At 56.5% G+C, this 26753-nt stretch carries 28 protein-coding genes, 3 tRNA genes and 1 pseudogene; 16 read left to right on the top strand and 16 right to left on the bottom strand.

Annotated elements, in window-relative coordinates; translation table 11 throughout:
* Window positions 1–39 precede the first annotated feature (39 nt).
* A complete protein-coding gene (locus C1949_RS16415) occupies window positions 40–747 on the top strand; it encodes a DUF2057 family protein (protein WP_104739538.1) in 708 nt (235 codons plus the stop codon).
* A gap of 188 nt (window positions 748–935) precedes the next feature.
* On the opposite strand, the gene C1949_RS16410 is transcribed toward C1949_RS16415, so the two are convergent.
* The 11 genes from C1949_RS16410 to ada form a co-directional block, all read right to left on the bottom strand.
* Window positions 936–2132: a serine hydrolase domain-containing protein gene (locus tag C1949_RS16410; protein WP_104739537.1), complete on the bottom strand. Its 1197-nt coding sequence runs from the start codon at window positions 2130–2132 to the stop codon at window positions 936–938.
* 164 nt (window positions 2133–2296) lie between these two features.
* The gene (locus tag C1949_RS16405; protein ID WP_104739536.1) at window positions 2297–3202 is read right to left on the bottom strand and encodes a YihY/virulence factor BrkB family protein; all 906 of its coding nucleotides are present in this window, start codon (window positions 3200–3202) and stop codon (window positions 2297–2299) included.
* Window positions 3203–3858: 656 nt separating this feature from the next.
* Window positions 3859–4353 (bottom strand): hypothetical protein, encoded by a 495-nt coding sequence (locus C1949_RS19295; protein ID WP_146040342.1) that lies wholly within the window; start codon window positions 4351–4353, stop codon window positions 3859–3861.
* Between the two features lie 94 nt (window positions 4354–4447).
* On the bottom strand, window positions 4448–4774 hold the full coding sequence (locus C1949_RS16400; RefSeq protein ID WP_104739535.1) for a hypothetical protein: 327 nt from the start codon (window positions 4772–4774) through the stop codon (window positions 4448–4450).
* 68 nt (window positions 4775–4842) lie between these two features.
* Entirely contained in the window at window positions 4843–5202 is a 360-nt protein-coding gene (locus C1949_RS16395) for a hypothetical protein (RefSeq protein ID WP_104739534.1), read from the bottom strand.
* An 81-nt stretch (window positions 5203–5283) separates the two neighbouring features.
* Entirely contained in the window at window positions 5284–5643 is a 360-nt protein-coding gene (locus C1949_RS19290) for a phosphopantetheine-binding protein (RefSeq protein WP_170063099.1), read from the bottom strand.
* 102 nt (window positions 5644–5745) lie between these two features.
* Window positions 5746–6204 (bottom strand): DUF2251 domain-containing protein, encoded by a 459-nt coding sequence (locus tag C1949_RS16385; RefSeq protein ID WP_229744354.1) that lies wholly within the window; start codon window positions 6202–6204, stop codon window positions 5746–5748.
* Between the two features lie 20 nt (window positions 6205–6224).
* Complete coding sequence (locus C1949_RS19285; RefSeq protein WP_146040340.1) at window positions 6225–6626, bottom strand: hypothetical protein; 402 nt, start codon at window positions 6624–6626, stop codon at window positions 6225–6227.
* Window positions 6627–6702: 76 nt separating this feature from the next.
* On the bottom strand, window positions 6703–7137 hold the full coding sequence (locus C1949_RS16380) for a hypothetical protein (RefSeq protein ID WP_104739532.1): 435 nt from the start codon (window positions 7135–7137) through the stop codon (window positions 6703–6705).
* A gap of 672 nt (window positions 7138–7809) precedes the next feature.
* Entirely contained in the window at window positions 7810–8721 is a 912-nt protein-coding gene (locus C1949_RS16370) for a DNA-3-methyladenine glycosylase 2 (protein ID WP_104739530.1), read from the bottom strand.
* A complete protein-coding gene (gene ada, locus C1949_RS16365) occupies window positions 8714–9781 on the bottom strand; it encodes a bifunctional DNA-binding transcriptional regulator/O6-methylguanine-DNA methyltransferase Ada (RefSeq protein WP_104739529.1) in 1068 nt (355 codons plus the stop codon). The genes C1949_RS16370 and ada overlap by 8 nt, the downstream gene beginning before the upstream one ends.
* Before the next feature lie 132 nt (window positions 9782–9913).
* Between ada and C1949_RS16360 the strand changes: the two genes are divergently transcribed.
* On the top strand, window positions 9914–11038 hold the full coding sequence (locus tag C1949_RS16360) for a GNAT family N-acetyltransferase (protein ID WP_104739528.1): 1125 nt from the start codon (window positions 9914–9916) through the stop codon (window positions 11036–11038).
* A gap of 5 nt (window positions 11039–11043) precedes the next feature.
* Here the strand turns inward: C1949_RS16360 and C1949_RS16355 are convergent, their stop codons facing one another.
* The 3 genes from C1949_RS16355 to C1949_RS16345 form a co-directional block, all read right to left on the bottom strand.
* Complete coding sequence (locus C1949_RS16355; protein WP_104739527.1) at window positions 11044–11610, bottom strand: peptidylprolyl isomerase; 567 nt, start codon at window positions 11608–11610, stop codon at window positions 11044–11046.
* A gap of 14 nt (window positions 11611–11624) precedes the next feature.
* A complete protein-coding gene (locus C1949_RS16350; RefSeq protein WP_104739526.1) occupies window positions 11625–12464 on the bottom strand; it encodes an alpha/beta fold hydrolase in 840 nt (279 codons plus the stop codon).
* A 67-nt stretch (window positions 12465–12531) separates the two neighbouring features.
* On the bottom strand, window positions 12532–13422 hold the full coding sequence (locus C1949_RS16345) for a LysR family transcriptional regulator (protein ID WP_104739571.1): 891 nt from the start codon (window positions 13420–13422) through the stop codon (window positions 12532–12534).
* A 78-nt stretch (window positions 13423–13500) separates the two neighbouring features.
* Between C1949_RS16345 and C1949_RS16340 the strand changes: the two genes are divergently transcribed.
* Together C1949_RS16340 and C1949_RS16335 are read left to right on the top strand one after the other, a co-directional pair.
* Window positions 13501–13821, top strand: coding sequence for a 3-phosphoglycerate kinase (locus C1949_RS16340; protein WP_104739525.1), 321 nt, complete (start codon window positions 13501–13503; stop codon window positions 13819–13821).
* 103 nt (window positions 13822–13924) lie between these two features.
* Window positions 13925–14524 (top strand): FMN-dependent NADH-azoreductase, encoded by a 600-nt coding sequence (locus tag C1949_RS16335; RefSeq protein WP_104739524.1) that lies wholly within the window; start codon window positions 13925–13927, stop codon window positions 14522–14524.
* Window positions 14525–14571: 47 nt separating this feature from the next.
* Here the strand turns inward: C1949_RS16335 and C1949_RS16330 are convergent.
* Window positions 14572–14647 (bottom strand) — tRNA-Asn (locus C1949_RS16330).
* Between the two features lie 76 nt (window positions 14648–14723).
* A complete protein-coding gene (locus C1949_RS16325) occupies window positions 14724–15926 on the bottom strand; it encodes an amino acid aminotransferase (protein WP_104739523.1) in 1203 nt (400 codons plus the stop codon).
* Window positions 15927–16261: 335 nt separating this feature from the next.
* On the opposite strand from C1949_RS16325, the gene uvrB reads away from it, so the two are divergent.
* From uvrB to C1949_RS19545, 12 genes and pseudogenes are all read left to right on the top strand, one after another.
* On the top strand, window positions 16262–18271 hold the full coding sequence (uvrB, locus tag C1949_RS16320; RefSeq protein ID WP_104739522.1) for an excinuclease ABC subunit UvrB: 2010 nt from the start codon (window positions 16262–16264) through the stop codon (window positions 18269–18271).
* Between the two features lie 167 nt (window positions 18272–18438).
* Window positions 18439–18515: transfer RNA gene (locus C1949_RS16315), tRNA-Val, on the top strand.
* 179 nt (window positions 18516–18694) lie between these two features.
* Window positions 18695–20620: a threonine--tRNA ligase gene (gene thrS / locus C1949_RS16310; protein WP_104739521.1), complete on the top strand. Its 1926-nt coding sequence runs from the start codon at window positions 18695–18697 to the stop codon at window positions 20618–20620.
* Window positions 20617–21168: a translation initiation factor IF-3 gene (gene infC, locus C1949_RS16305; RefSeq protein ID WP_188656508.1), complete on the top strand. Its 552-nt coding sequence runs from the start codon at window positions 20617–20619 to the stop codon at window positions 21166–21168. The genes thrS and infC overlap by 4 nt, the downstream gene beginning before the upstream one ends.
* A gap of 61 nt (window positions 21169–21229) precedes the next feature.
* On the top strand, window positions 21230–21424 hold the full coding sequence (gene rpmI, locus C1949_RS16300) for a 50S ribosomal protein L35 (protein WP_083727856.1): 195 nt from the start codon (window positions 21230–21232) through the stop codon (window positions 21422–21424).
* 31 nt (window positions 21425–21455) lie between these two features.
* Window positions 21456–21812, top strand: coding sequence for a 50S ribosomal protein L20 (rplT, locus tag C1949_RS16295; protein WP_083727855.1), 357 nt, complete (start codon window positions 21456–21458; stop codon window positions 21810–21812).
* Between the two features lie 107 nt (window positions 21813–21919).
* On the top strand, window positions 21920–22924 hold the full coding sequence (pheS, locus tag C1949_RS16290) for a phenylalanine--tRNA ligase subunit alpha (RefSeq protein WP_104739519.1): 1005 nt from the start codon (window positions 21920–21922) through the stop codon (window positions 22922–22924).
* 39 nt (window positions 22925–22963) lie between these two features.
* Entirely contained in the window at window positions 22964–25342 is a 2379-nt protein-coding gene (gene pheT, locus C1949_RS16285) for a phenylalanine--tRNA ligase subunit beta (RefSeq protein WP_104739518.1), read from the top strand.
* Window positions 25343–25347: 5 nt separating this feature from the next.
* Window positions 25348–25650: an integration host factor subunit alpha gene (ihfA, locus tag C1949_RS16280; RefSeq protein WP_083727852.1), complete on the top strand. Its 303-nt coding sequence runs from the start codon at window positions 25348–25350 to the stop codon at window positions 25648–25650.
* Window positions 25631–25990 (top strand): MerR family transcriptional regulator, encoded by a 360-nt coding sequence (locus C1949_RS16275; protein WP_083727851.1) that lies wholly within the window; start codon window positions 25631–25633, stop codon window positions 25988–25990. The genes ihfA and C1949_RS16275 overlap by 20 nt, the downstream gene beginning before the upstream one ends.
* A 76-nt stretch (window positions 25991–26066) precedes the next feature.
* Window positions 26067–26143, top strand: a tRNA-Pro gene (locus tag C1949_RS16270).
* Between the two features lie 418 nt (window positions 26144–26561).
* Window positions 26562–26753: pseudogene (locus C1949_RS19545) on the top strand (inovirus Gp2 family protein); the annotation flags it as partial.

Raw genomic sequence — 26753 nt, 5'->3', positions numbered from 1 at the left:
ACGGATCTCAATGTTCACTTGTGCCAGGAGTTATACCCCATGCGTCAACTGCTCTGTCTCGCCGCCGCCGCGCTGCTGTCCGCTTGCGCCCAGCAGGCTCCCGTAAAACTGTACTCAGGCGCCGAACAGCCTGCTTCGCAGGTCCTGGTTGTTGAAATGCCCAACACCCTTGAGGTCCTGAATATCAACGGCCAGCCGGCGCCGGAAGCCAACCGCATGGTCGGCAACAACCTGCGCAAGCTGGAGCTGCAGCCGGGCAAATACCGCATCAATGCGTACTTTGAAAACGGCTACGATGTGGGTGGCGGTCTGAGCCACGAAATCGTTCGTACCCGCAGTGCTACCTTCACCATCGACGGTCAGGCCGGTGAGGTTTGGCGCCTCGAATTCGATGAGCCGAGCAACCTGAAGCAGGCTCAGGAAATGGAAGACAACTTCGAAGGCGTCGCGGTCAACACTCGTACCGGTGAGCGCGTTGCCAGCGAGCCAGGTCCGCGCTATGTCTCTTTGCTGGGTGAAATGTTCGGCTCCGGCACCATGGTTGCCACCCAGGACCACGGCATCGCCCCGATTGGCGCGGCGCCGCAGAATGCCCAGATGCCGATGGCCGTGCCGACTCCGTCGCAGGCTGCTGCGCCAGCCCAGACCTTGCCGCATGACGCATCGACCCTGGCAACCCTGAAGCAAATTTACCTGATGCTGAGCCCGGAAAGCCGTGATGCCTTCCTGGAGTGGGCCGCTCAGTAACCTCGCAATACCCCGTAAGCTTGTGTGCTGCACTTTATTCCCCGCTCATGCGGGGATTTTTTTGTCTGTGTATCTGGCGGAAACGTCTGTGGGCTGGCGCTGCGTAGTAGGGTGGCGTAAGCCAAAGGCGTCTCCACCGAGTCGCTGGCAAAGCAGCGACCAGCGCGGGAACATCGGCTGGACACGCCCTACGGCGTCTCTGCGTCGATGGCTTGCTGTACCTGGCGGTAGAAAGCCAAACGGTCCTTGCTCTGGGTGCCGCCTTGCATGTCGGTAGCTTGCGGCCAGTTACCGTTGGAGGCGATTACCAGCTGGCGCTTGGGATCAATAAAGATGCCCTGGCCGAAAATACCCTGAGCAATGTAGGCTCCGTCATCCAGTGTCCACCATTGGTAGCCGTATCCGGCACCGGGGCGACCAATATCCACCTGCTTGGTTGTGGCCTGCTCAATCCAGCCATCAGGCAGCACCTGTTCGCCGCCGGCGATACCGCCTGCCAGCATAAACAGGCCAAAGCGGGCGTAGTCCCGGGTGGCGGCCTGAACACAGCAGCCGCTGATTTCATGACCGGTGGAGCCGAGCAGCCAGGTTGCGTCCTGCTGCATGCCAAAGGGCTTCCAGATTTTCTCAGACAGGTATTCCGCCAGCGGTTTGTTGGCAGCGGAGCTGGCGAGCACGCCAATCAGGTTGGTTTCGCCGGTTTTGTACACCCACTTGGTGCCGGGCTCGGCTTCGGCCGGGAGCTGGCGCATGTAGCTCACGGTCACGTCGACGCCGGGCTCAGCGGTGTGCGAGTTGAAGCGCGCCACGTCGGATTCCGGGTCGGCATAGTCCTCATTCCAGGCGACGCCCGAAGTCATAGTGAGAAGCTGCCGGATGGTCACGTTGTCGTAGGCTGACCCCTTGAGGTCGGGTATATAGTCCGACACCATGTCGTCGATACTTTTGATATAGCCATCCTGAATGGCGGCGCCGACCAACGTCGAGGTAAACGACTTGGCGACCGAGAAACTGGTCCAGCGACCTTCTGGACCAAAGTCCAGACCGTACTTCTCCAGTCGCACCTTGCCGTCCTGCACAATGACCAAAGCGGCAGCGTGCTGGGAGGTCATAAAAGCATCCACATCCACGCCGACATCCAGCGGTGTGCCGTTGGGCAGGGGGTAGACATCGCTTCCGGCCTCTATCACCCGTGACTTGCTCAGAATCGGCAGGCGGTCCAATGCCCGAAAGCCGGCGTCGCGCTGTTCGCTGGTCCAGAACAGTACGTTGGTGCTAGTCGGCAGATTCAGCGCCAGTCGGCGCATATCCTGGTCCGCCGTGACCCAGAAAGCGCTGCAGGCGATCGCCAGCACCAGCAGGATCGAGAGAATCCCTTTCTTCATGCGTGTACTCCATCTTTTATTGTTGTAGGCGTAACTTACGGGAGTTGAGAGCAGGTTAGGGGATTGCGCCGGCTGCATAAGCCCGCGTGATTCGGTCGCTATGGGTTGCTAAATGGCGTGCCGCCAAGCACCAAGGGCAATCCTGTGCGGCTGAGGAGGGCGTGTCATTCCTGTGGCGCCTTGGCAATCAATTCGCGCTGCACGCGCACCGCGGTGCGCTTGGGCCGCACCTGTTTGCCCCGGCCCTCCAGATGCGCGCGGGTAAAGGCGGCACCAAACAACAGGATCATCGAGGAATAGTTCACCCACAACAGCAACAACGCCAGCGAGCCAGCAGCGCCATAAGCCGACGCTGTCGCCGAGTAGGCCAGGTACAGGGCAATCAGGGAGCGGCCGGCGGCGAACAGTATCGCGGTGATGAAGGCGCCCACCAGCACATCGCGCCACGACAGCAGGACATCGGGCAGGATCTTGAACATCGATGCAAACAGCAGGGTAGTCAGCGCCAGTGAGAGGCAAAACTCCATCACCACCATGGCCGGTGCTGGAACGGGCAGCCAGCTGTCGGCAAAGGCCATCACCGCGCTGAAGGCGACAGATAGCGTCAGCGACACCAGCAAAATAAAACCGATCGCCAGAATTAGGGTCAGCGACAGCAGCCGGCTTTTGATCAATAGCCAGATGTTGTTACGAGACGGCCGCGGCGCCACGCCCCAGATCTGGTTCAGCGACTGCTGCATCTTGCCGAATACGGTGGTTGCGCCAACGATGGTGGCCAGAATACCGATCAACGCCGGCCATATGCCGCTCTGATCTATCTGCGAATTGGCCACCGCCGTCTGGATAACACCCGCGGCCTCAGGCCCGATGGTGCCCTCAAGCTGCGCAAACAGCTGACCCTCCACCGCGCTTTCCCCCAACACGAACCCCACCAGCGCCACTACCACAACCAGCACCGGCGCGATGGAAAACACCGTGAAGAACGCCAGAGCAGCGGCATAAATAAAGGCCTGGCTATCAAGCCAGTTCTGCACCGCTGCGCGGAAAATACCGAACCAGTGCTTGATCATAGGGCGCCACTGCCGTGGGTAATGAAAGCCATTGTCGAGAAAGCCTTATGTCGCTGTTGTTGTGTGGGGTCACGGGCATTGTAGACATGCGCGGCAGGGTGGGGCCAGTGGCAAGGGCGCTAGAAAGCCGACTTTGCGCAGCGCTGCTAGGACATATAGGTTCCGTCCCCGGTAGTTGAACGCATATTTATGTGATCATCTTATAGCCGGGCCTCGGCCGCAGGATGTTACGTGCAACCTACAAAGGTCATTTGGGTCACTTGTAGAAGTAGGTGGCGATTCAGTTTTTACAAATTGAAAGCCTTGGCAGTCAGAAATTGTACAAGTCTGATTAGGTGTATATTGAGGTACACGCAGCACTCTACGTTGTTCTGAACTGTAAACGCGGACCTTAAGATCAATATCATCGGTATTCAGGATAGTAAAAACCCCAAAATCGTATGCGTGCTCGTTATCAATCGGGAGCTCGCCAAGCGATTTTTGAAATTCGTCGCCAATGCCTATGAATATCTGGTCATTGATCTTTTCTGTAAGGAAATAAACTCTGTATCTGTTTTCCGCTGTGCACTGGGCAGATAATGCCAATAGACTGACATATACATAAAGGGAAAGTAGCGTTCGCATTTAGAACCTCAAATAACGCCAGTATTTTACGGCTATTGCCATGAGCTCCACCGATTAGTCGCTTTGCTATGTGAAGAAACTCCACGGTAAAGGACTGTTAGATATGGCTCCGACGCCTCAGGGCTTAAGATTGAGCCCGCCACGACAGGCACAGCTGGTCCCAGCAGCTTGAATGAGCCAGATGCATATGGCTGGAAGGGCTGAATATATGTAATAGGCTCAGCCATGCCCGTGGCCCAGGCATCTATAACGAGCACGTCAACTTTTCCAGTGCTCGTGTTCATCTGGTCTTCCCATGCCAAGGCCCATGCAGATGCGGACGATTGTTGCTGGACAATAAACTCTTTGCCTTGCGCAATCGCTTGCTCCTGTGTTTTAGCTTCGAAACGGACCAGCTTTCGCTCCTCTCCAATTTCTACAATAGCCAAAGGAACGAGTAGATCACCTTGCGGTAGATCTGAAACACTCCATGCTGAGTGCGCAAGAACAAAACCGGCGAGAAGACTTGCTGGTTCAGATATGGCCACGATTTCTCCTTGCCGTATGACGCGAAGCTAATCAGCGCCCTGACAAGGGCGTCTGGTGGATGGCCGAAGGCCCGTGACAAATTTGATGGTCTTGTTAAATTAGGCCTAAGATGCCGGCTGTTGCCATTCCGCAAGCAAGCAAGACGAATGCAACAATAACGACTAACAGCCCAAGCACTCCACGCTGCCAACCTTCGAGGTTATTCCACCATTCTTCCATCTCTGAGAATGGACGGTTTACTGTTATTTCGAGCAAGCCCACAAGTCCAATAGCAACAGGAGTGCCTAACGCAATTAGCGCGAATGAATTCGGTGAGTAGCCTTGGCGTTGCAACCACAAAACAAACCAAAACACAGCGACCAAAGCTGCGGTTCCTAGGGCAAGTTTCTTAAACCCATTTTTCCGTATTGATGCGTCCATGCTCTCTCCTTGAACTTTAAAGCCTTTGTTAAGTCGTGTCGTGAAGCGGCGGCGGCTTTGACTAACTGTTAGGCGGGTTCATTGTTTCGGCTTTCGCTAGGTTTCCAGCTATCAGCGGTTTTGTACCAAACGTAGATACCCAATATGGTCCCTATTGGGATACCGAACAGCCAAAATGTACCGATAACTCTCGAAATGATTTTCCCGGATTTTGCCCCGTTTTTAGCGCCTTTAGCCGCGTACCAGTGCAATGCTGAAAACGGAAGTAATCCCATGCCAACGAAGCCGATGGCTGCGTCTTCTCCATCACCGAAAGCAAGACGAATACCTATTAAAGCCATGATTACAGCAAAGCTTGTGAATGCGATAAAGAATAGTTTGTGTAGTCTATAAAGACCCGGGTTTAAAATTTCGGAATCAGTTTGCATTCTACTTCCTTATATTTGTTGTCTACCGTCTGGTTGAGCGGGTATTATCCCGTCCCTGCGAACGACTTAAACCAATTTTTATTATGTGTTGGAGCACTCCGACGTTACAATCTCTTGCAACATCTCGATGGTGAGATTGTGCGGCAAATCTGTAACGTCAGATGAGTTTGTTTTTTGCTCTATAAGATGATCTGGAATCTCAATATTTAAATCCTCCTCAATTGTCATTATTATTTCGATAATATCCAGTGCATCACCTGCGATGGCCTGCTCTGAAAATGCGGATTTAATGGCCAAGTCTTTTGCTGGTATTCCAATAATGCTGGATGTTGCGTTCAGTACAGAGGTCTCTGCCGTAGAGCACGAATTTTGTGCTGAATAAGCAGGGAGTGTGGAAAGCAGAAATGTCGCTAAACTTATTGTTTTGTAAGGTGACTTCATTTTACCTCCCATGCATAACGTACGCAGCACGCGCGGCTTTGGAATGAAGGCGGAGCCGCAATGGGAAAGCCGTCGCCACCACTGCGACTGTTAAGCGCTGACTCAGAATAGTGACAGAACATCATCGCTCCATTCATGGCTATATTGTGTCCAGTTTTTATCAGGCGGTGGAAAGTTTGTACGGCAATATCCTCTTTTAGCTTCGAAGTCGAAAGCGGCGTGTGGATAATCGTTTATCAATAAAAGCGCTTTGTTGCCATCACCCGACCATACTATTTGCACTTCCGACGGCAAATGCTTATCTGTCACGTTTGTGACGTTGTAAATATGGAGGGCGTCGAGTATTGGATTCCCTTCCCGGCTTATGTCTAAACCATATAAATAACCTGTGTCCCCATCATCTTCGAATACAACCATAAAGCTATTCCTTGGCGACCCGCTTTCTAGAACGGTCTCAGTGCCGACAGTGAATTTGGTTTCGGCATATATCATTGCCTCATCTGCCATACTAGAAGGGTTCCATGAAAGCGTGAAAATGATTAGTAGATGCTTGATGTTCATGCTTGCGCTTAACGTTGAAATTATATGGATCTATAGTCAAATTTTCCATTAGATAGTTTTTCCAGTTTTCTAGCTAATGAATGAGAGATAATCATCTCACTAAACCCTGAATCTGAATTACAGCCTGGCGCCTGGATCTGGATACTGGTTCCAATAAATGCTCTTACTTTAGATAGTCTCAAATCGTCTAGGTTAAGAATAATAGAAAAACTGGGTAAGAATGATCTGATTGCTAGCTGCCGCTCATTGACTATTAATGTGACGTGATGATCATGACCATTAATAGACACATGCCCCCGTGTTTTTCTTCCCTCAACCGCATTTGCCAGAGTCCTACTTTTGAAACCACGCGAGGCAATAATGGTGGCTAAAAAAATTGAAGCACCTGCAATCAGCGGCGCTATCAGAGAGAATCTGTCCATATTTTGTCCGTATAACGCCCAAAGCAGCGGCGCGCGTTAGCGCGTCCAGCCCGCAGGGCGATGCTGCCTTTGTTTGTTATGTGTTTTTTTGATTCTGAACATAGCTAATAGCCTTTGTGCCGAGCGGAAAATGCAGCTTGCCCCAAGTGAAAACTGTGGACCACTCATCTGCTGACGGAGCCTGAAGCAGTGCTTTTACTGGTGAACCGCGCCTACTAATCACTTTGACGCGATAAACTCCAGAAAGGACGCCATTTACTGCTGTTTCGTACTCTGAAATTCGGGTTGATTCAGTACAAGGAAACCACTCGCCCCAGAAAGACTCAAACTGCAAATGAAGCTCATCGTCATTTTGGAGGTTTAGATAAACATCAAAATCTAGACCGTTTTGCTTTTTGATGTTCATCGCTAGTTCCACATACTGAGGGCTTGTCTCAATCTCCATTTCGAGATGAGGGTGTGCCGCCTTTATCCGCTCAAAAGTTTCTCTTGCTATCTCAAAAGTGCTCATTTCTCTATGGACACATAACGCTCCGCTAAACGGCGAGCGTTAGCGAGTCCGGTGGAGACCACGCTTTTTGTGGCCGGAACGAATTTGAGCGGCTTGTTATAAGGCATTACTCGAAGCACCTTTTTATAAAGTAGCCACACACCCACGCCATCCCAAAAAACATGCCTGATATTGCAAGCATGCCAAAGCTGGCACCGGCCAACTGGAAGGTGAACTCTTTTTCCGTAGACGCAAGCTCTGTCACTAAAGCCCCGATTATCCCCACACCGAAAATGCCAAATACTACGAGACTAATAAGCATAAAAAAGAACACCAAAGGCTTTTGTAGTCTCTTAAACTGGATTCCTAATAGTATCGCTTCTATTAATCCCATAGCTGAATCTTGGTTGCCTTATAACAGTGATTAGACCGCACGCAGCACTAATGCATAACCGCGCGTTCGAGATAACTCGGCGCGTCGGTCGCTTATGTTCGGGGCTTTCTTGAATGAAATCATGCGGTTATCACCTTCCTTGGTGGGCCGAGCGTATTCGCGCGATGGCGAGATTATATGAAAACGTTACTACCCTTCGGTGCGGTAGAGCCGGGTTGCGCTTGAGTAACTGCCGTTCCTGGCATGGTTTTGCCTAATCAATACACCATTTTGCTGGCCGGGCGCTACTGGTTTGCGGCTTAGTAGTCTTTGGCTTGGGCATCGATTGGCATGGCCCAGAGGTGGGCGGCGACCAGGGCTTTCCAGGAGCCGAACTGGGCGAGCCATTGTTGGGTAAAGGCTTGGTCCGGTGCTTCGGGCAGGTTGAGCAGTGAGCCGAGGCGTTTGCGCACGACGACGTCGCCGTGCATGGAGCCGTCGAGTACGCCGTAGCCGCGCAGCAGGATATAGCTCTGGGTCCAGGGGCCAATGCCTTTGATGCTGGCGAGGCCTTCGGCAATGGCTGCGGTGGGGGACGGGGTGGTGGCGGCCCAGGTATCCAATGGCAGCTGGTTGTTTTCTACTGCCTCGGCCAAACGTATCAGGGTGGCGGCTTTGCTGGCGGACAGGCCGCAGCTGCGCAGCTCGTCTGGTGATGCGCCCAGCAGCGCGCTGGGTTGGGGATGGCAATGCATGCCGTTGGCCAGTGGCGTACCCAGTGCGCGAATGACGCGGCGGCGTACGGATATGGCGGCTTCGACGCTGATCATTTGGCCGATGACGGCCCAGCAGGCGGCTTCAAACGGGCTGGCGCTTTGCGGCATGCGCAGGCCGGGTGTTTGCTTGAGTAGCCGGGCGATCTCGGCGTGCGCGCCGTGGGCAATGCGCAGGCCGTCGATATCCTGATTGAGGCCGAGCAGGTTGCGCAGGTAATGCAGGAGCGCAGTGGTGTCAGGTTCTGCAATCGACAGTTGGGCCAGCACGCTGCCGGGTTCGCTGAAATCCAGTTGCAGCAGGGTGGGGTGGCCTTGCCAGTGCAGGGCCTTTTCGATGCGCTGGCCTGTTGTGCGTTCTGACACCTGCTCGCGGTCACGGGCGTAGAAGCGCAGCACATCGGTATGACGATAGTCAGCGGGTAGGGTGAGGCGCAGTGCGGTACGGGGTTCAGTCATCCTTTGGGCCCTGCGCCTCGCGTTGCAGGAGCGCGCGTTTGCGTTCTACGCCCCAGCGATAACCAGACAGACTACCGTCGCTGCGGACAATACGGTGGCAGGGCACGACGATAGCCAGCGGGTTGGCAGCGCAGGCGCCGGCTACCGCCCTTGCGGCGCTGGGCGAGCCCATGGCCTCGGCCAGCTCGGAGTAGCTTCGGGTCTGGCCGGGCGGGATGGCTTGCAGCGCCTGCCAGACGCGACGTTGAAAGGCGGTGCCGCGAATATCCAGCGGCAGCTGCTGCGCCTGGTGTGGTGACTCGATCAGCGCGATCACGGCGCTCAGCTGGTCGCCAAGGCCCGTATCGGGCGTGCACTGGGCTTCCGGAAAGCGTGCCCGCAGATCGGCTTCCAGCAGGGTGTCATCATCGCCTAGCAGGATGGAGCAGATGCCCTGTGCGCTGCGGGCGACCAGCACGCGGCCGAGCGGGCAGGGGCCGATGGCAAACCCGACCTGCTGCTTGGAGCCGCCCTGACGATAATCCGCCGCAGGCATGCCGAGTTCACCGGGGGCTTCGGCGTAGAAGTGGCTGGTCGAGCCAAACCCCGCGGCGAAAGCGGCGTCTGTTGCTGTCGGGGCGTCGGCAAGCTGTTGCTGCAGACGTTTTTGCCGCACAGCGCGGGCGTACTCTTTGGGGGTTAAGCCGGTCTCTCTGCGGAATTCACGTTGCAGGTGCCAGCGGCTCAGCCCGGCCGCTTCGGCCAGTTGCTGCAAGGTTGGCGCCTGCTCGGCCTGCTCAATCAGCCGGCAGAGGCGGGTAATGCGCGCCTGCCGTTCGGCATGCGGGTCGTCATCCGGTTTGCAGCGCAGGCAGGGGCGAAAGCCCGCGGCACGGGCCTCGCTGGTGTTGTCGAAGAAGCGCAGGTTTTCGGCGCGTGCGTGACGGGACGGACAGCTTGGGCGGCAATACACGCCTGTGGTGATGACGGCATAAATGAAGGTGCCGTCCGCAGTGACGTCACGCGCCAGGATCTGCTGCCAACGCTGCCGGTTCAGGTGATCAGGAGTTGTCTGGGTCATTGCCGTGTCTCGCCGAGGTGTCTGCTATAGATGTTGCCTGCGGCAGATTGGGGCTGCATCCGGTATCTTGCTACTGAATCGGCAGCCGGTCATCATCGGCTGCTGTGTCATTTGCCGGATGGGTTTTGCTCCATGGTGCCGAAACGCTTAAGTTCGATCAATGATGTTGATGCCGCCAGCTGGGACGCTCTGCTCGCGGCGGACTACCCGTTTCTGTGCCACGGCTTTCTGCGCGCACTGGAAGAAAGCGGAGCGGTATGCGCGGCCTCTGGCTGGGAGCCTGCACACCGGGTGGTCGAGCAGAATGATGATCTGCTGGCATTGATGCCGCTGTATCGCAAAAGCCACTCCTGGGGTGAGTACGTGTTCGACTGGCAGTGGGCTGAGGCTTGGGAGCGGGCAGGGCATCGCTATTATCCGAAATACCTCAGTGCGGCGCCGTTTTCACCGGTGCAGGGGCCGCGTTTGATCGCACGGGCCCCGGCGGCGGCTGGCGCGCTGCTTGGCGGGCTGGATGCCGAGTTGCAGGCCGGTGAGGTGTCCAGCCTGCACCTGCTGTTCAACCTTGGCGCAGAGAATGACTTGTTGCAGGAGCATGGTTGGCTGCAGCGCCTGGGTTGCCAGTTTCACTGGTACAACCGCGACTACCTGTGCTTCGATGACTTTCTGGCCGCCTGCAACTCTCGCAAGCGCAAGAACTTTCGCAAGGAGCGGCAGGCGATTCGCGATCAGGGCATCGAGTTCCGTTGGCTGACCAGCGATCAGCTGGATGAGGCGGCCTGGCGGCAGTTCTACCCGTTTTACGCGGCGACCTATTACAAGCGGGGACAGGAGCCCTATCTGCCGCCTGAGTTTTTTACTCTGTTGAACCTTTACTGCCAGGCTAACGTCCGCCTGTTGTTTGCCATGCAGGATGAGCGGCCAGTCGCCGGCGCGCTGTTTCTCGTGGGTGGCGACACCTTGTATGGCCGCTACTGGGGCTGCCTTGAGGAATTTGACCGCCTGCACTTTGAGACTTGTTTTTATCAGGGTATGGAACGTTGCATTGCTGAGGGGTTAAAGCGGTTTGATGCGGGGGCGCAGGGTGAGCACAAGCTGGTGCGCGGCTTTGAACCGGTGTTGACCCAGTCATGGCACAAGCTGCAGCCGGGCTTGCACGGGGCAGTGGCGGATTTTCTGCTGCGCGAGCGGGCGGGAGTAAAAGCCTATCAGCAGGAGGCGCTCAGCTACCTGCCATTCCGGCAGGCAGCTGAGTAGCGGGTTTACTCGGCGCTGTCTTCCAGGCGCTTGGCGCTGATGATGGTGACCGGGTTGACCGGCACGTTCTGGTGGCCGCCGCGGCTGGTGGTCTGCACCTTGCCGATGGTTTCGACAACATTCTCACCGCTGACGACCTTGCCGAAGACCGCGTAGCCAAAATCGCGGGAGCCGTGATCGAGGAAGTCGTTGTTATCCAGGTTGATGAAGAACTGGCTGGTGGCGCTGTCAACCACGCCGGTGCGCGCCATGGCGATGGTATAGCGCAGGTTGCGCAGGCCATTGTCGGCTTCGTTCTTGATCGGGTTGCCGGTTTCACGTTGACGCATGTTGCTGTCGAAGCCGCCGGTCTGAATCATGAAGCCGGGAATGACGCGGTGGAAGATAACGCCGTCGTAGTGGCCTGCCTCAACGTAGCGCAGGAAGTTGGCGGCGCTGATGGGTGCCTGCTCTTCGTTCAGCTCGATGACGATGTCACCCAGGTTGGTGCTCAGCTGTACTCGGGGGTTGTCGGCCAGCGCGGCAGTGCTGAGCAGAAGGAGGGTGGCGGCACCAATCAGGTGTTTCAGCATGGTTGACTCCGTGGTCAGTGGGTAGATAGTCCTGCTTCGGCAGGCTCTGTTGTTGGTATGGCACGGTTGCTGTCGACCTGGGCGAGAAAGCCCAGCAACACCTCGTTAAAGGCTTCGGGCTGGTCGACTGGCGTAGCGTGCCGGGAATCTTCGATGACCTCAAGTCGCGCGTCGCCCATGCGACTGACGTATTCGCGTTTCAGTTCCACTGGGGTGTAGTCGCGGTCCGCGCTGACAACCAGCACCGGACAACTGATGCGATCCAGCTGGTTGCTGACGCCCCAGCCGACGATGGCGCGCAAGGAGGCCAAGTAGCTCTTGCGGTCGTTGGCGCACCAGCGCTCGATGAAGGTATCGCGGTGCTGCTGTTGCTCGGGCTTGGGAAACAGCAGGCGCGCCAGTCCCTTGGCAATGGTTGGCATTGGCAGGATGTGGGCGAAGAACAGGCGTTTGCCGGCCATCCAGTACTCGGCAGGGCGGCGTGGAATGACTTCGGGCGCACTGTTGATGATGGTCAGACTGGCGGGTACGTCAGGTGCATCGGTGGCCAGCTGGAAGGCGATCATGCCGCCCATGGAAAGGCCGACAATGTGTGGCTTTTGCAAACCCATGGCCTCGATGAACGCCAGACAGTCTTTGGCGAACAGGGCAATAGAGTAGCCCTTGCCGCTCTTGTCGGTGCCGCCGTGGCCGCGCATGTCGAGACAGAGGACGCGATAGTGCGCGGTCAGCGCGGGAATCTGATACTCCCAGTCTTGTTCGCTGGAGCCCAGACCGTGCAGTAATAACAACGGTGGGCCTTCGCCCTGGTCGGTGTAATGGAACTGACAGTCATTCAGTCTGATCTGCGGCATGGACGGCGTCCCTGGCGAATAAAGACAGCATTCTATGCACGGACTTCTCGGCAATTGAAGCCCTGAGTCACTCTGTCATTGAATGTTCAATGATCAGGTCGGCCAGAATTCGGGTCGCCGGACCAACCGGACGATCCTTATTGGCGTACAGAAACAGCGGCACAGAACGGTTGGCGCCTTTTTCCAACGGTAGCGGTTTGAGGCTGCCTTCACTGATCAGGTGGCGAATTTCGTGGCAGGGTAGCCAGGCAAACCCCAGGCCGCTGGCAATCATGCGCGCAGCGGTGCCCAGGCTGGCGACGGTCCAGCGCTGCTCTGCGCCAAGCCACCCCGAGTCGCGCGGTTTGTGCTGGCCCGAGTCGCGAATAACGATCTGCAGGTGATTTTGCAGGTCGTCATGGGTCAGGTTGCGTTGCAGTTGGTGAAGTGGGTGCTCTGGGTGGGCAACGGCGATGAAGTCGACCGAATTGAGTTGCTGTGGCAGAAACCCGGCGATGCTCAGGCCGGAGACGGCCAGGTCGGCAGAGCCATCGAGCAGGCGATCTTCCACTCCGGAGAGCACTTCCTCGCGCAGCTGGACCCGGCAGCCGCGGCTTTGCGGCATGAAGGCGCGCAGGGCGCTGGCCAGGCGCTCGGTCGGGTAAGCGGCGTCTACCACAAGGTGTACTTCAGGCTCCCAGCCCAGCTCCATCTCGGTGGCCAACATCTCCAGTTGCGAGGCTTGTGAGAGCAGCTGCCGCGAGCGTCTTAGCAGGACGGCTCCGGCGTCGGTCAGTACCGCCTTGCGGCCTTCGATCTCGAGCAGCGGAACACCCAGCTGCTCCTGCATACGCGCTACGGTGTAGCTGACTGAAGACTGCGACCGATGCAGCGCCTCGGCGGCCTGGGCAAATCCGCCGTGATCAATCACCGCCTGCAAGGTGCGCCATTGCTCGAGGGTTACACGTGGTGCTTTCATCTTGCCATCCTCTGCCGTATCGTTGGTCTGCACGACCTTGACCTGCGTCGTAATTCTGTTTGCTGCAAGGAGCATTCGATGCGTATTCTCGCTTCCGCCAGTGCGCTGGCCTGCCTGCTGTTGCCTGCTGTCTCACAGGCCTTTCCGATTAATCTGGAAGCGCATCTCGATGGCGTCACCATCGAAACCCAGACGACGGATATCAGCAATATTGCGACAGTAACGCTGCGCAACGCAGGTTCTAACGCGGCGCTGTGCGAGGCAACCTTCATCAATGGACCGGAGCGACCGGCTCCGCGCCGAGTGCGCCTGGCCGCAGGTGAGCGCACGGTGGTCAGTCAGTCTTTTCTGCGTGCCATTACCCAGGTGCGGGTGACGGTTAACTGCAGCGCGATCTAAATATATCAATTTGTTCGATTGGTATTAGCGTATTTTTGCGCTTTTTTATCTTTTTATTGGTTCTATCATGGCTCCATCCTTTACCGAAAGATGGAGATGAATCATGAAAAAGATCCTCGTAGTGCAGTCCAGTGCTCGTCAGGATGGCTCGCTGACCCGAGAGTACACCGCCCAACTGGTAAACCAGATTCAAGCTGCCAACCCCGGTTCCTGGGTGGTTACCCGTGACCTTGGTGCCGAGCCTGTGCCGCACCTCGACAGCAGCTTGCTGGGCGGCTGGATGAAGCCGACTGACGAGCAGACGGATGCAGAGAAGGACGCGGCTGCCCGCTCCGACATCTTGATCGATGAATTGCTGGCAAGCGACATCGTCGTCATCGGTTCGTCCATGTACAACTTTGGCATTGCGTCGACACTGAAGAGCTGGTTTGACCACGTGCTGCGCGCGGGTCGCACCTTCAAGTACACCGAGAATGGCCCGGTTGGACTGACCGAGGATCGCAAGGTGTACGTGGTTACCGCCCGTGGTGGTCGCTACGCCGGTACATCAATCGATTTTCAGGAGCCCTATGTTCGCCAGCTGCTGGGGTTCATTGGTATCAAGGATGTTGAGTTCATCAACGTTGAGGGTCAGGCTCTGGGCCCGGAAGAGGCTGCCAAGGGGCGTGCCGAAGCAGAAGAAGTGCTGGCTGCTATCGTCTGATAAATGACAGGCAATAAAAAACCCGGCATTAGCCGGGTTTTTTAATTTGGCTCCGCGACCTGGACTCGAACCAGGGACCCAATGATTAACAGTCATTTGCTCTACCGACTGAGCTATCGCGGAATGGACGCTGCGCACTCTACCAAAAAAATGATGAAAGTCAACGCCTTGAAACCAATTGATCAATCAGGCGTGAAACTCACGCCTTCATGACTGCAGCCATTGCCTGGGCAACGGTATCGATGTTGCTGTTGTTCAGTGCGGCGACGCAAATGCGACCACTGCCTACGGCGTAGATGCCGAACTCGTCTGCCAGGCGGGCGACCTGCTCCTTGCTCAGGCCCGAGAAGGAGAACATGCCGCGCTGACGCTGGATGAAGCTGACGTCCTGTTCGACGCCGGCTTCCTGAAGCTTCTGTACCAGGGCTGCGCGCATGTCGCGGATGCGGTCACGCATTTCGGCCAGTTCCTCTTCCCACAGGGCGTAGAGCTCAGGGTTGGTGAGAACGGCAGCAACGACTTTGGCACCGTGGGTCGGCGGGTTGGAGTAGTTGGTGCGAATGACGCGCTTGAGCTGCGACAGCACCGGGGCGGTTTCTTCCTTGGCGGCGGTGACCATGGTCAGGGCGCCAACGCGCTCGCCGTACAGCGAGAAGGACTTGGAGAAGGAGCTGGCAACCAGAAACGGCAGGCCGGATTCGGCGAACAGACGCACGGCAACGGCGTCGTCTTCCAGGTTCTCGCCAAAGCCCTGATAGGCGATGTCGAGGAAGGGCACCAGTTGGCGGCGACCAACGACGTCAATCACCTTGGCCCAGTCGGCCAGGTTCAGGTCGACGCCGGTCGGGTTGTGGCAGCAGGCGTGCAGGATGACCACGCTGCCTTCGGGCAGGGCTTCCAGGTCGGCCAGCATGCCGGTCAGGTTCAGGCCGTTGGTGGCCGGATCGAAGTAGGTGTAGTTAACGACATCGTAACCGGCGGCCTCAAACAGCGCACGGTGGTTTTCCCAGCTGGGGTTGCTGATGGCAACGGTACGCTTGTTGGCCAGGCGGTACAGGAAGTCGGCACCCAGCTTCAGCGCGCCAGTGCCACCAAGTGCCTGAGCGGTGATGATGCGACCAGAGCTCAGCAGGGCTGAATCGGCGCCGAACAGCAGTTTCTGAACCGCCTGGTCATAGGGCGCCAGACCGTCGATGGGCAGGTAGGCGCGAGCGGCGTGTTCGGCAACACGGGCTTCTTCGGCGGCTTGAACGGCGCGCAACAGCGGCACCTTGCCAGCTTCGTTGCTGTATACCCCAACACCCAGATTGACTTTGTTCGCACGGGTATCGGCATTGAACGCTTCGTTCAAGCCAAGGATAGGATCACGCGGGGCCAGTTCTACCGGGGAAAACACACTCATGATATGGGCAAACTCGATACAGGTGAATGTAGGGTGTCGGGCTATGCCAGGGGATAGCACTGTTGCCATTTAAGGTGGCGGAAGGGGTGCTGCACTCCGCCAACGGGGTGGTTCAGTGCCATCTTAGCGGCCGTTCATTATAAGGAACTGATCGCATAACTCCAATCGGGTTCCCGCTGCACAGTGCTTCTTTTTGCCGCGCCCGTTGCCGGCAGATCTGCAGCTGCATTGCTGACGCTCGGGACGGTGCTGCCGTCACTGACGCTCGGGCAGGGCATCATCCAGGTTGGTCGGGTATGATGGCCGATTGTCGTGAATGTGTGAGGTCTGGATCGATGGATCAGTTCAATCTGCAAACCCGCTTTGAACCGGCGGGAGATCAGCCGGTGGCGATTGCTCAGCTGGTAGAGGGGCTTGAGGCGGGACTGTCGCACCAGACCCTGCTGGGTGTGACCGGGTCCGGCAAGACCTTCACGATTGCCAATGTCATTCAGAACGTGCAGCGGCCAGCCATCATCATGGCGCCAAACAAGACGCTGGCTGCGCAGCTGTATGGTGAGTTCAAGGAGTTCTTCCCGAATAACTCGGTCGAGTATTTCGTTTCCTACTACGACTACTATCAGCCGGAAGCCTATGTGCCTTCGTCCGATACCTATATCGAGAAAGACGCCTCCATCAACGATCACATTGAGCAAATGCGGTTGTCGGCCACCAAGGCGCTGATGGAGCGGCCTGACGCCATCATCGTGGCGACGGTCTCTGCTATTTATGGTCTGGGTGACCCCGAGTCCTACCTGCGCATGGTGCTGCACGTCGACCGTGGTGATCGGGTGGATCAGCGTACTCTGCTGCGGCGGCTTGCCGAGTTGCAGTACACCCGCAACGACATGGAGCTGGCTCGCGCGACGTACCGGGTGCGTGGCGATGTGATTGACATCTTCCCGGCTGAATCCGACCTCGAAGCGATTCGTATCGAACTCTTCGATGATGAGGTCGAAACCATCAGCTTTTTTGATCCGCTTACTGGTGAAGTTTTACGTAAGGTTCCGCGTGTAACTGTTTATCCTAAAAGCCATTATGTGACGCCTCGTGAGAAGTTGCTTGAGGCCGTGGAACATATCAAGGTTGAGCTGGAAGAACGTCTGGCGGTGCTGAAAGAACAGAATAAGCTGGTTGAAATGCAGCGCCTGGAGCAGCGCACCCGGTTCGATCTGGAGATGATTCTGGAGCTGGGTTACTGCAACGGCATCGAGAACTACTCGCGCTATTTGTCTGGTCGTGAGCCGGGCGCGCCGCCGCCAACGCTGTTCGATTATCTACCGCAAAACGCCTTGCTGATCATTGACGAATCCCACGTGTCGGTGCCGCAGGTGGGGGCGATGTATAAGGGCGACCGCTCGCGTAAGGAAACCCTGGTCGACTACGGCTTCCGCTTGCCTTCGGCATTGGACAACCGGCCGATGCGTTTCGACGAGTGGGAGGCGATCTCGCCACAGACCATCTTCGTTTCGGCCACACCCGGCCCTTATGAAGAGGCGCATGCCGGTCGGGTGGTTGAACAGGTGGTGCGGCCAACCGGTCTGGTTGATCCACAGATTGAGGTACGCCCGGCGACGACCCAGGTTGATGATCTGCTGTCCGAGATTCGTCTGCGGGTAGATAAGGAAGAGCGGGTGCTGGTCACCACGCTGACCAAGCGAATGGCCGAGGATCTGACGGACTATCTAGGTGATCACGGCGTGCGCGTGCGCTACCTTCACTCGGATATCGACACTGTGGAGCGGGTAGAGATTATTCGTGACCTGCGTACTGGTGCTTTTGATGTGCTGGTAGGGATTAACCTGCTGCGCGAGGGGTTGGACATGCCGGAGGTGTCGCTGGTTGCGATTCTGGACGCGGACAAGGAGGGCTTTCTGCGCTCCGAGCGCTCGCTGATCCAGACCATCGGCCGGGCGGCGCGAAACCTCAACGGCAAGGCCATTCTCTACGCCGACCGTATTACCGGATCGATGGAGCGCGCAATCGGTGAAACCGAGCGGCGTCGTGAGAAGCAGATCAGCTTCAATAAAGAGCACGGCATTACGCCACGGGGCGTTACCAAAAGTGTGGCAGATATTCTTGAAGGCGCTGTTGTGCCTGGCAGCCGCAGTGGTCGTCGCCGCCAGCAAAAGGTGGCAGAAGAGGGGGCGGGGTATTCTGCGCCGCGGACGCCGGGCGAGATCACCAAGCGCATTGGCGAGCTGGAAGAGAAAATGTTCCAGCATGCGCGTGATCTGGAGTTTGAGTCAGCGGCTCAGTTGCGCGATCAGATTCAGAAATTGCGCGATCAACTGATGCAGGTCTGAATCGGGCTTACAGGGTTTTTGTGCGTTATTTGAGCGATTTGGGCAAAGAATAATCAGGCGTTGGTCGTTTGTTGATCGCCATGTCGCTGATTCAAGCTTTTTTCAGGTTTTCAGTGACTTAGTGGTTGACAGTGCAAAAGGAGGTGCGTAAAGTTCGCCTCCATCGCAGGCACGTAGCTCAGTTGGTTAGAGCACCACCTTGACATGGTGGGGGTCGTTGGTTCGAATCCAATCGTGCCTACCAAATTAGAAACCCGGTCCCTGTGGCCGGGTTTTTTTCTTTCTGCACCGCTTAAGGTGCTTCTGCAGTAGCCTGAAAGGGCTGCCGGCAATCGTGATGCCGGTCCGACTGCAGCGAGTTGCCGGAGCGGTTCATCCATCACGTGGCCTTGCGTAGGGGTCACCACTGAGAAGGAGCGGCATATGCCCGTAATCACTCTTCCTGACGGCAGTCAGCGCGTTTTTGAAAACCCCGTTTCCGTTGCAGATGTTGCGCAGTCCATTGGTGCTGGTCTTGCCAAGGCGACGATCGCCGGCAAGGTCAACGGTCGCCTGGTAGACGCTTGTGACCTGATTGAGCAGGACGCAACGCTGCAGATCATTACTGCCAAAGATGAGGAAGGGGTCGAGATTATTCGCCACTCCTGTGCTCACCTGGTGGGTCATGCAGTCAAGCAGCTGTATCCGAGCGCCAAGATGGTTATTGGTCCGGTTATTGATGACGGCTTCTATTACGATATTTCCTTTGAGCGTCCCTTTACGCCGGAAGATATGGCCGCTATTGAAAAGCGCATGGCTGAGCTGATCGACACCAATTACGACGTGATCAAGAAAGTGACCCCGCGCGACGAGGTCATCAAGGTGTTTGAGTCCCGTGGCGAAGAGTACAAGCTGCGTCTGGTAGAGGATATGCCGGACGAGAAGGCTATGGGTCTGTACTACCACGAAGAATATGTCGACATGTGCCGTGGCCCGCACGTGCCGAATACGCGTTTCCTGAAAGCCTTCAAGCTGACCCGTATCTCTGGTGCCTACTGGCGCGGCGATGCCAAGAACGAGCAGTTGCAGCGTATCTACGGTACTGCCTGGGCGGACAAGAAGCAGCTGGCAGCCTATATCCAGCGCATGGAAGAGGCTGAGAAGCGCGATCACCGCAAGATCGGCAAGCGTCTGGACCTGTTCCACACCCAGGAAGAAGCGCCGGGTATGGTGTTCTGGCACCCCAACGGCTGGTCTATCTATCAGGTGCTTGAGCAGTACATGCGCAATGTCCAGCTGGGTGCCGGTTATAAAGAGATCAAGACGCCGCAGGTGGTTGATCGCGTGCTCTGGGAGCGCTCCGGGCACTGGGAGCACTACGGGGCGAACATGTTCACCACTGAGTCGGAAAGCCGTGATTACGCGGTCAAGCCGATGAACTGCCCGTGCCACATCCAGGTATTCAATCAGGGTCTCAAGAGCTACCGCGAGCTGCCGCTGCGTCTGGCCGAGTTCGGCTCCTGTCATCGCAATGAGCCGTCCGGTTCGTTGCACGGCCTGATGCGCGTGCGTGGCTTTACCCAGGACGATGCGCACATCTTCTGTACTGATGAGCAGGTTAAGCAAGAAGCGAGTGATTTCATTGCGCTGACCCTGCAGGTGTACAAAGACTTCGGCTTCGATGACGTTGAGCTGAAACTGTCCACTCGTCCGGAAAGTCGTGTTGGTGACGATGCTCTGTGGGATCGTGCAGAGCAGGGGCTGGAAGATGCGCTGAACGAGGCGGGTTTGAAGTGGGAGCTGCAGCCGGGCGAGGGCGCATTCTATGGTCCGAAGATCGAATTTTCCCTGCGTGACTGTATCGGTCGTGTCTGGCAGTGCGGTACGCTGCAGCTGGACTTTATGCTGCCAGGCCGTCTGGGTGCTCAATATGTTGCCGAAGATGGTGCGCGCAAAACGCCGGTCATGCTGCATCGCGCGATCTTGGGTTCGTTCGAGCGCTTCATCGGTATTCTGATCGAACATTACGCCGGTGACTTCCCGGCGTGGCTGGCGCCGACGCAGGCGGCGGTACTGAATATCACCGATAATCAGGCCGAATTCTGCAGTGAAGTCGAGAAATCCCTGAAGGATATGGGGTATAGAGTGGTTGCGGACTTGAGAAACGAGAAGATCGGCTTTAAAATCCGCGAGCATACTTTGCACAAGACTCCCTACCTGCTGGTTGTAGGTGATCGGGAAGTCGAGTCGCACACCGTGGCCGTGCGCACGCGAGAGGGTAAAGATCTGGGTTCAATGACTGTAACCGAGTTCGCTGATTTCCTATCTCGCGCTGTGGCACAACGAGGCCGCCCGAATTCGGAGCAATAAAGATTAAACGCGAGATGAGACAAGACAAAAGAGCCGCACAACGCCCGCCGATTAACGAAAATATCACGGCGCGCGAAGTGCGCCTGATTGGTGCAGATGGCGAGCAGATCGGCATCGTATCCATTCAGGAAGCAATGGCCGCAGCTGAAGAAGTCAAGCTGGACCTGGTTGAAATCTCTCCCGATGCGGCGCCACCTGTGTGCCGCATCATGGACTACGGCAAGCACATCTTCGAAAAGAAGAAACAGCAGGCCGCAGCGCGCAAGAATCAGAAGCAGATTCAGATCAAGGAAATCAAGTTTCGTCCAGGGACGGAAGAGGGTGACTATCAGGTCAAGCTTCGCAACCTGATTCGTTTCCTCTCTGAAGGGGACAAGGCCAAGGTATCGTTGCGATTCCGTGGTCGCGAAATGGCCCATCAGGAGCTGGGCATGGAGCTGTTGAAACGGGTCGAAAACGACCTGCTTGAATACGGCACCGTGGAACAGCACCCGAAGATGGAAGGTCGTCAGCTGATGATGGTCATCGCCCCCAAAAAGAAAAAGTAATCTCCAGGGCAACGCCAGGCCTTGCGATTATTTGATGCACTTCAATTTGGAGTAACTGAACATGGCAAAGATGAAGACCAAAAGTGGCGCTGCTAAGCGCTTCAAGAAAACCGGGAACGGCATCAAGCACAAGCATGCTTTCAAAAGCCACATCCTGACCAAGATGAGCACCAAGCGTAAGCGTCAACTTCGCGGCACTTCGCAGCTGAATGCTGCTGATGTCCAAAAAGTCGAGCGCATGCTGCGTCTGCGTTAATCATCAAGGTACAGGTTAGAGGAAGAAAGCAATGGCTCGTGTAAAACGTGGTGTCATGGCGCGCAAGCGTCACAAGAAAGTTCTCAAGCTGGCTAAAGGTTACTACGGTGCGCGTTCACGCGTGTTCCGCGTTGCCAAGCAAGCGGTTATCAAAGCTGGTCAGTACGCATATCGTGACCGCAAGCAGCGTAAGCGTCAGTTCCGCGCGCTGTGGATTGCCCGTATCAACGCTGGTGCTCGTCAGAACGGTCTGTCTTACAGCCGCCTGATCGCTGGCCTGAAAAAGGCGTCCGTCGAGATCGATCGTAAGGTTCTGGCCGATCTGGCCGTGAACGAAAAAGCGGCGTTTACCGCGATTGTCGAAAAAGCAAAGGCTAGCCTGGCTTAAGCCCTCGTTACGACAATCACCGCGCCCTCGGGCGCGGCTGGCAACGTCAATGATAGGGGAAGAGCCTCAAAGCTCTTCCCCTATTTTTGTTTCTGGAGTACGTGTTGATGGAAAACCTCGACGCCCTGGTCGCACAAGCACTTGAGGCAATCAAACAGGCAGCTGATGTGGCTGCGCTGGAGAATATCCGCGTTCAGTATCTTGGCAAGAAGGGCGAGCTGACCCAGGTGATGAAGACCCTGGGCAACATTCCGGCCGAGGAGCGTCCCAAGGTCGGTGCGCTGGTCAACCAGGCTAAAGAGCAGGTTCAGAGCGTGCTCAACGGTCGTAAGTCAGAGATGGAAAGTGCGGCGATGAATGCCCGTCTGGCTGCCGAGCGGGTAGATGTCACGTTGCCTGGTCGCGGTCAGGCTACCGGTGGTTTGCACCCGGTTACCCGTACCATGGAGCGGATTGAACAGATTTTTTCCCACGCCGGTTATACCGTCGCGGAAGGCCCCGAAGTAGAAGACGACTACCACAACTTCGAGGCGCTGAACATTCCGGGTCACCACCCGGCGCGTGCCATGCACGACACTTTCTATTTCAATGCCAATACCCTGCTGCGAACCCACACCTCGCCGGTACAGGTGCGCACCATGGAAAGCCAGCAGCCGCCGATCCGCATCATCTGCCCGGGTCGGGTCTACCGCTGCGACTCCGACCAGACTCACTCGCCGATGTTCCACCAGGTTGAAGGTCTGCTGATCGATGAGGGTGTCAGTTTTGCCGACCTGAAGGGCACCATCGAGCAGTTCCTGCGCGAGTTTTTCGAGGCCGATCTCGAAGTGCGTTTCCGTCCCTCATTCTTCCCCTTCACCGAGCCGTCCGCTGAAGTGGATATTCGTCGCCGTGTGGTCAAGAACGGCGAAGAAAAGGCCGACTGGCTGGAAATATTGGGTTGCGGCATGGTGCACCCGGAGGTGCTCCGCATGTCCGGTATCGACCCGGAGAAATATCAGGGGTTTGCATTCGGGATGGGCGTAGAGCGTCTGACCATGCTGCGTTATGGCGTGGGCGATCTGCGCATTTTCTTCGACAACGATCTGCGTTTCCTTGAGCAGTTCCGTTGAGCGCCGCACCCGCAACCCTTTTGACAGCAGGAATCGATAATGAAATTCAGTGAACAGTGGCTGCGCACCTGGGTAAACCCTGAGGTCTCTCGCGACGACCTGGTAGCGCGCCTGTCCATGACCGGACTCGAAGTAGACAGCGTCACCCCGGCAGCCGGTGAGTTCTCCGGCGTTGTGGTGGGCGAGATTCTCAGTGCCGAGCAGCACCCCGATGCCGACAAGCTGCGGGTGTGCCGCGTCAGCAATGGCAGTGAGGAGTTTCAGGTGGTCTGCGGCGCGCCGAATGCGCGAGCCGGCATCAAAATCCCGTTCGCCATGGTTGGCGCAGTGCTGGGCGAGGACTTCAAAATCAAGAAGGCGAAGCTGCGTGGTGTCGAGTCATTCGGCATGCTGTGCTCCGCCGCTGAACTGCAGATTTCTGAAGACCACGACGGCCTGTACGAACTGCCTCAAGATGCCCCGACCGGCCAAAGCGTGCGCGAGTACCTTGGTCTCGATGATGCCATCATTGAAGTGGATCTGACGCCGAACCGTGGCGATTGCTTGTCTATCGCCGGTCTGGCCCGCGAAGTGGGTGCCAACTACGGCGCTGCGGTTGCTCGCATCAAGGTTGAGCCTGTGGCGGCCGTGCACGACGAGGTGCGCCCGGTTGAGCTCCAGGCTGCGGACGCCTGCCCGCGTTATGTGGGGCGTGTTATTCGCAACGTTGATCTGTCACGCCCAACGCCGCTGTGGATGGTTGAGCGTCTGCGTCGCAGCGATATTCGCAGCATTGACGCGGTTGTCGATATCACCAACTACGTGATGCTCGAGCTGGGGCAGCCGATGCACGCCTTCGATCTGGCCGAGATCAAGGGCGGTATTCGTGTTCGCATGGCGGAAGAGGGTGAAAAACTGGTGCTGCTCGATGGCCAGGAAATCAGCCTGCGCGCCGACACTCTGGTGATTGCGGACCACGAGCGTCCGCTGGCCATGGCTGGCATCATGGGTGGCGAACATAGTGGCGTTAGTGAGGGCACGCGGGATCTGTTCCTGGAAAGCGCTTTCTTCGACACCATTGCCATTGCTGGCAAGGCGCGTGGTTACGGCTTGCACACTGATTCCTCGCACCGCTTCGAGCGTGGCGTTGACTGGCAGCTGCAGCGCGAAGCTATCGAGCGCGCTACCGCACTGATCCTCGAGATCGTCGGTGGTGAGCCGGGTCCGGTTATCGAGGCAGTAGAACAGGGGGCGCTTCCTACACTGAAGCAGATCACTTTGCGCAAGGATCGCATTGCACAGATGCTCGGCATGCAGATGAGCGAGAGTGATGTGGTTGGCTACCTTACTGGCCTGGGTCTAGGCGTTAGTGCTATTGCTGATGGCCAGTGGAAAATCGACGTGCCGAGTCACCGGTTTGACATCGGCATCGAGGTGGATTTGATTGAGGAACTGGCCCGGCTTTACGGCTACAACCGTCTGCCGGTTAGTGCGCCGACGGCTGCCCTGACCCTGGCTGGCAAGCCAGAGGTGCGTGGTGAGCTGCCTGCGCTGCGACGTCTGTTGGTTGCTCGTGGCTACCATGAAGCCATTACCTACAGCTTCATCGAGCCGGGTCTGAGCAAGCAGTTTGAGCCGAGTATCGAACCACTGGCGCTGGCCAACCCGATCTCGAGCGATATGGCTGTCATGCGTCCCTCGCTATGGCCGGGTCTGAGCAAGGCGGTGCAGTACAACCAGAACCGCCAGCAAGGCCGGGTGCGTCTGTTTGAGAGCGGCCAACGCTTCATTCCCTGCGCAGAGGGTCTGCGGCAGGAAGTCATGCTCTCTGGTATTGCCACCGGCGCCCGTCAGCCCGAGGGTTGGGCCAACGGTGCAGAGAAGATCGACTTCTTTGATATCAAGGCGGATGTCGAAGCCATCCTGGCGCAGAGTGCCGCGGGCGTCAGCTTCCGCTTCGCACCGGTAGAGCATCCGGCGCTGCATCCGGGGCAGTCAGCGTGCATTCTTAATGGCGATGAGCAGGTGGGTCTTGTCGGTGCGCTGCACCCGCAGCTGGCTGCTGATCTTGACCTTAACGGCCCGGTTTTTGTGTTCGAGTTGGCATTGGCAAAAATTTGCCAGGGCTTGCTGCCGCGCTTTGCGGAATTGTCCCGCTACCCTGAAGTCAGACGGGATATAGCGCTGGTGGTGGATCGTGATGTGCTGGCCGATGATTTGCTGAGCTGTATTCGTGCGGAAGCCGGAGCTCACCTCAAAAACCTCAGGTTGTTTGACGTGTATGAAGGCAAAGGTATTGATCCGCATAGAAAAAGCATGGCAATTGGCTTGACGTTGCAGGATTCGTCACGCACTCTTACTGATGACGAGGTGAATGCTGTCATGGACAGAGTGCTGCAGTCCTTGGAGCAAGGGTTCAACGCCACACTAAGGAAATAGGTCAAATGGGGGCTCTGACAAAAGCGGAAATGGCTGAGCGGCTGTACGAAGAGTTAGGGTTCAACAAGCGCGAAGCCAAAGAGTTGGTCGAGTTGTTTTTCGAAGAAATTCGTAATGCACTCGAGACCAATGAACAGGTGAAGCTGTCGGGATTCGGCAACTTCGATCTGCGCGATAAGCGTCAGCGCCCCGGCCGTAATCCCAAGACCGGCGAAGAGATTCCAATCACCGCCAGACGTGTGGTGACCTTTCGTCCAGGACAAAAACTGAAGGCACGAGTAGAAGCGTATGCTGGAACCCAGCCATAACGACGAGTTGCCGGCGATCCCCGGCAAGCGCTATTTCACCATCGGTGAAGTGAGCGAGTTGTGTGCAGTCAAGCCTCATGTTCTGCGTTATTGGGAGCAGGAGTTCCCCCAGCTGTCGCCAGTCAAGCGCCGGGGTAATCGGCGTTATTACCAGCGTCAGGATGTGTTGATGATCCGCCAGATCCGTGCGCTGTTGTACGACCAGGGTTTTACTATCGGTGGAGCGCGCCAGCGCCTGTCCGGTGAGGAAGCGCGTGAAGACCTTACGCAGTACAAGCAACTGATTCGTCAGACCATCGCTGAGCTGGAAGAAGTGCTTAACGTGCTTCGGGTTCGCTGATACGAAAAAAAACTTTCTCATTTCAGATAGTTAATGTATTATGCGACCCGCTTCGGCAGACAAATCGAAGCATCGTCGGGGCGTAGCGCAGCCTGGTAGCGCACTTGCATGGGGTGCAAGGGGTCGAGTGTTCGAATCACTCCGTCCCGACCAAAATACATAGAAAATCCAACTACTTAGCGGTGGTTGGATTTTTTTATGCCTGTTCGGAATGTGTTCCTAAAAAAATACCCCTACTTTTACCCCTACCAGCAAAATGTCTCTGAATTTTCCGGTGAGACCGTAAACGCTGTCGTCTGGCATGTGGGCTAGAGGTCTTCCTGAGTGATGCTTTTTCTCCGGAATTACCCGCGACCAAAAACCGTGCGCCAGCTTGGTAAGTTGACTGCATCTTGACTGGCTGGTCAGCGCTTGGTCTCGCGGTACGGGTATTATGCTTTATGTCTAGTGCTTCACCCGTAGGGTTAGCGCAGCACCACTCAACTCTCTCAAGGTCCGTATAAGAGAGGGCAGTAAAAAAAGAAATACAGAGCAATGGTTATGACCTTCACCTAGTAATGGAGTCATGACCATGTCTAATCATCTACCAGAACCTCGATACCCTCGTCGTCATCCATCCAATAGCAATCTCCATCTGTATCAGGATGGCAGCTATGAAGGATTACCTCTGATGGTGGATAAGGGGCCTTTCATTCGAGAGTATCTAGACGCCCTTTACAGGACTATCGAGCTTGCACTGGCTGAGTATCCAAGGGTGCTAGGG

The sequence above is a fragment of the Halopseudomonas oceani genome, from assembly GCF_002903165.1.
GTDB classification, from domain to species: domain Bacteria; phylum Pseudomonadota; class Gammaproteobacteria; order Pseudomonadales; family Pseudomonadaceae; genus Halopseudomonas; species Halopseudomonas oceani.
Note: the sequence above shows the minus strand (reverse complement) of the source record. Positions and strands in the feature narration are given on the sequence as shown.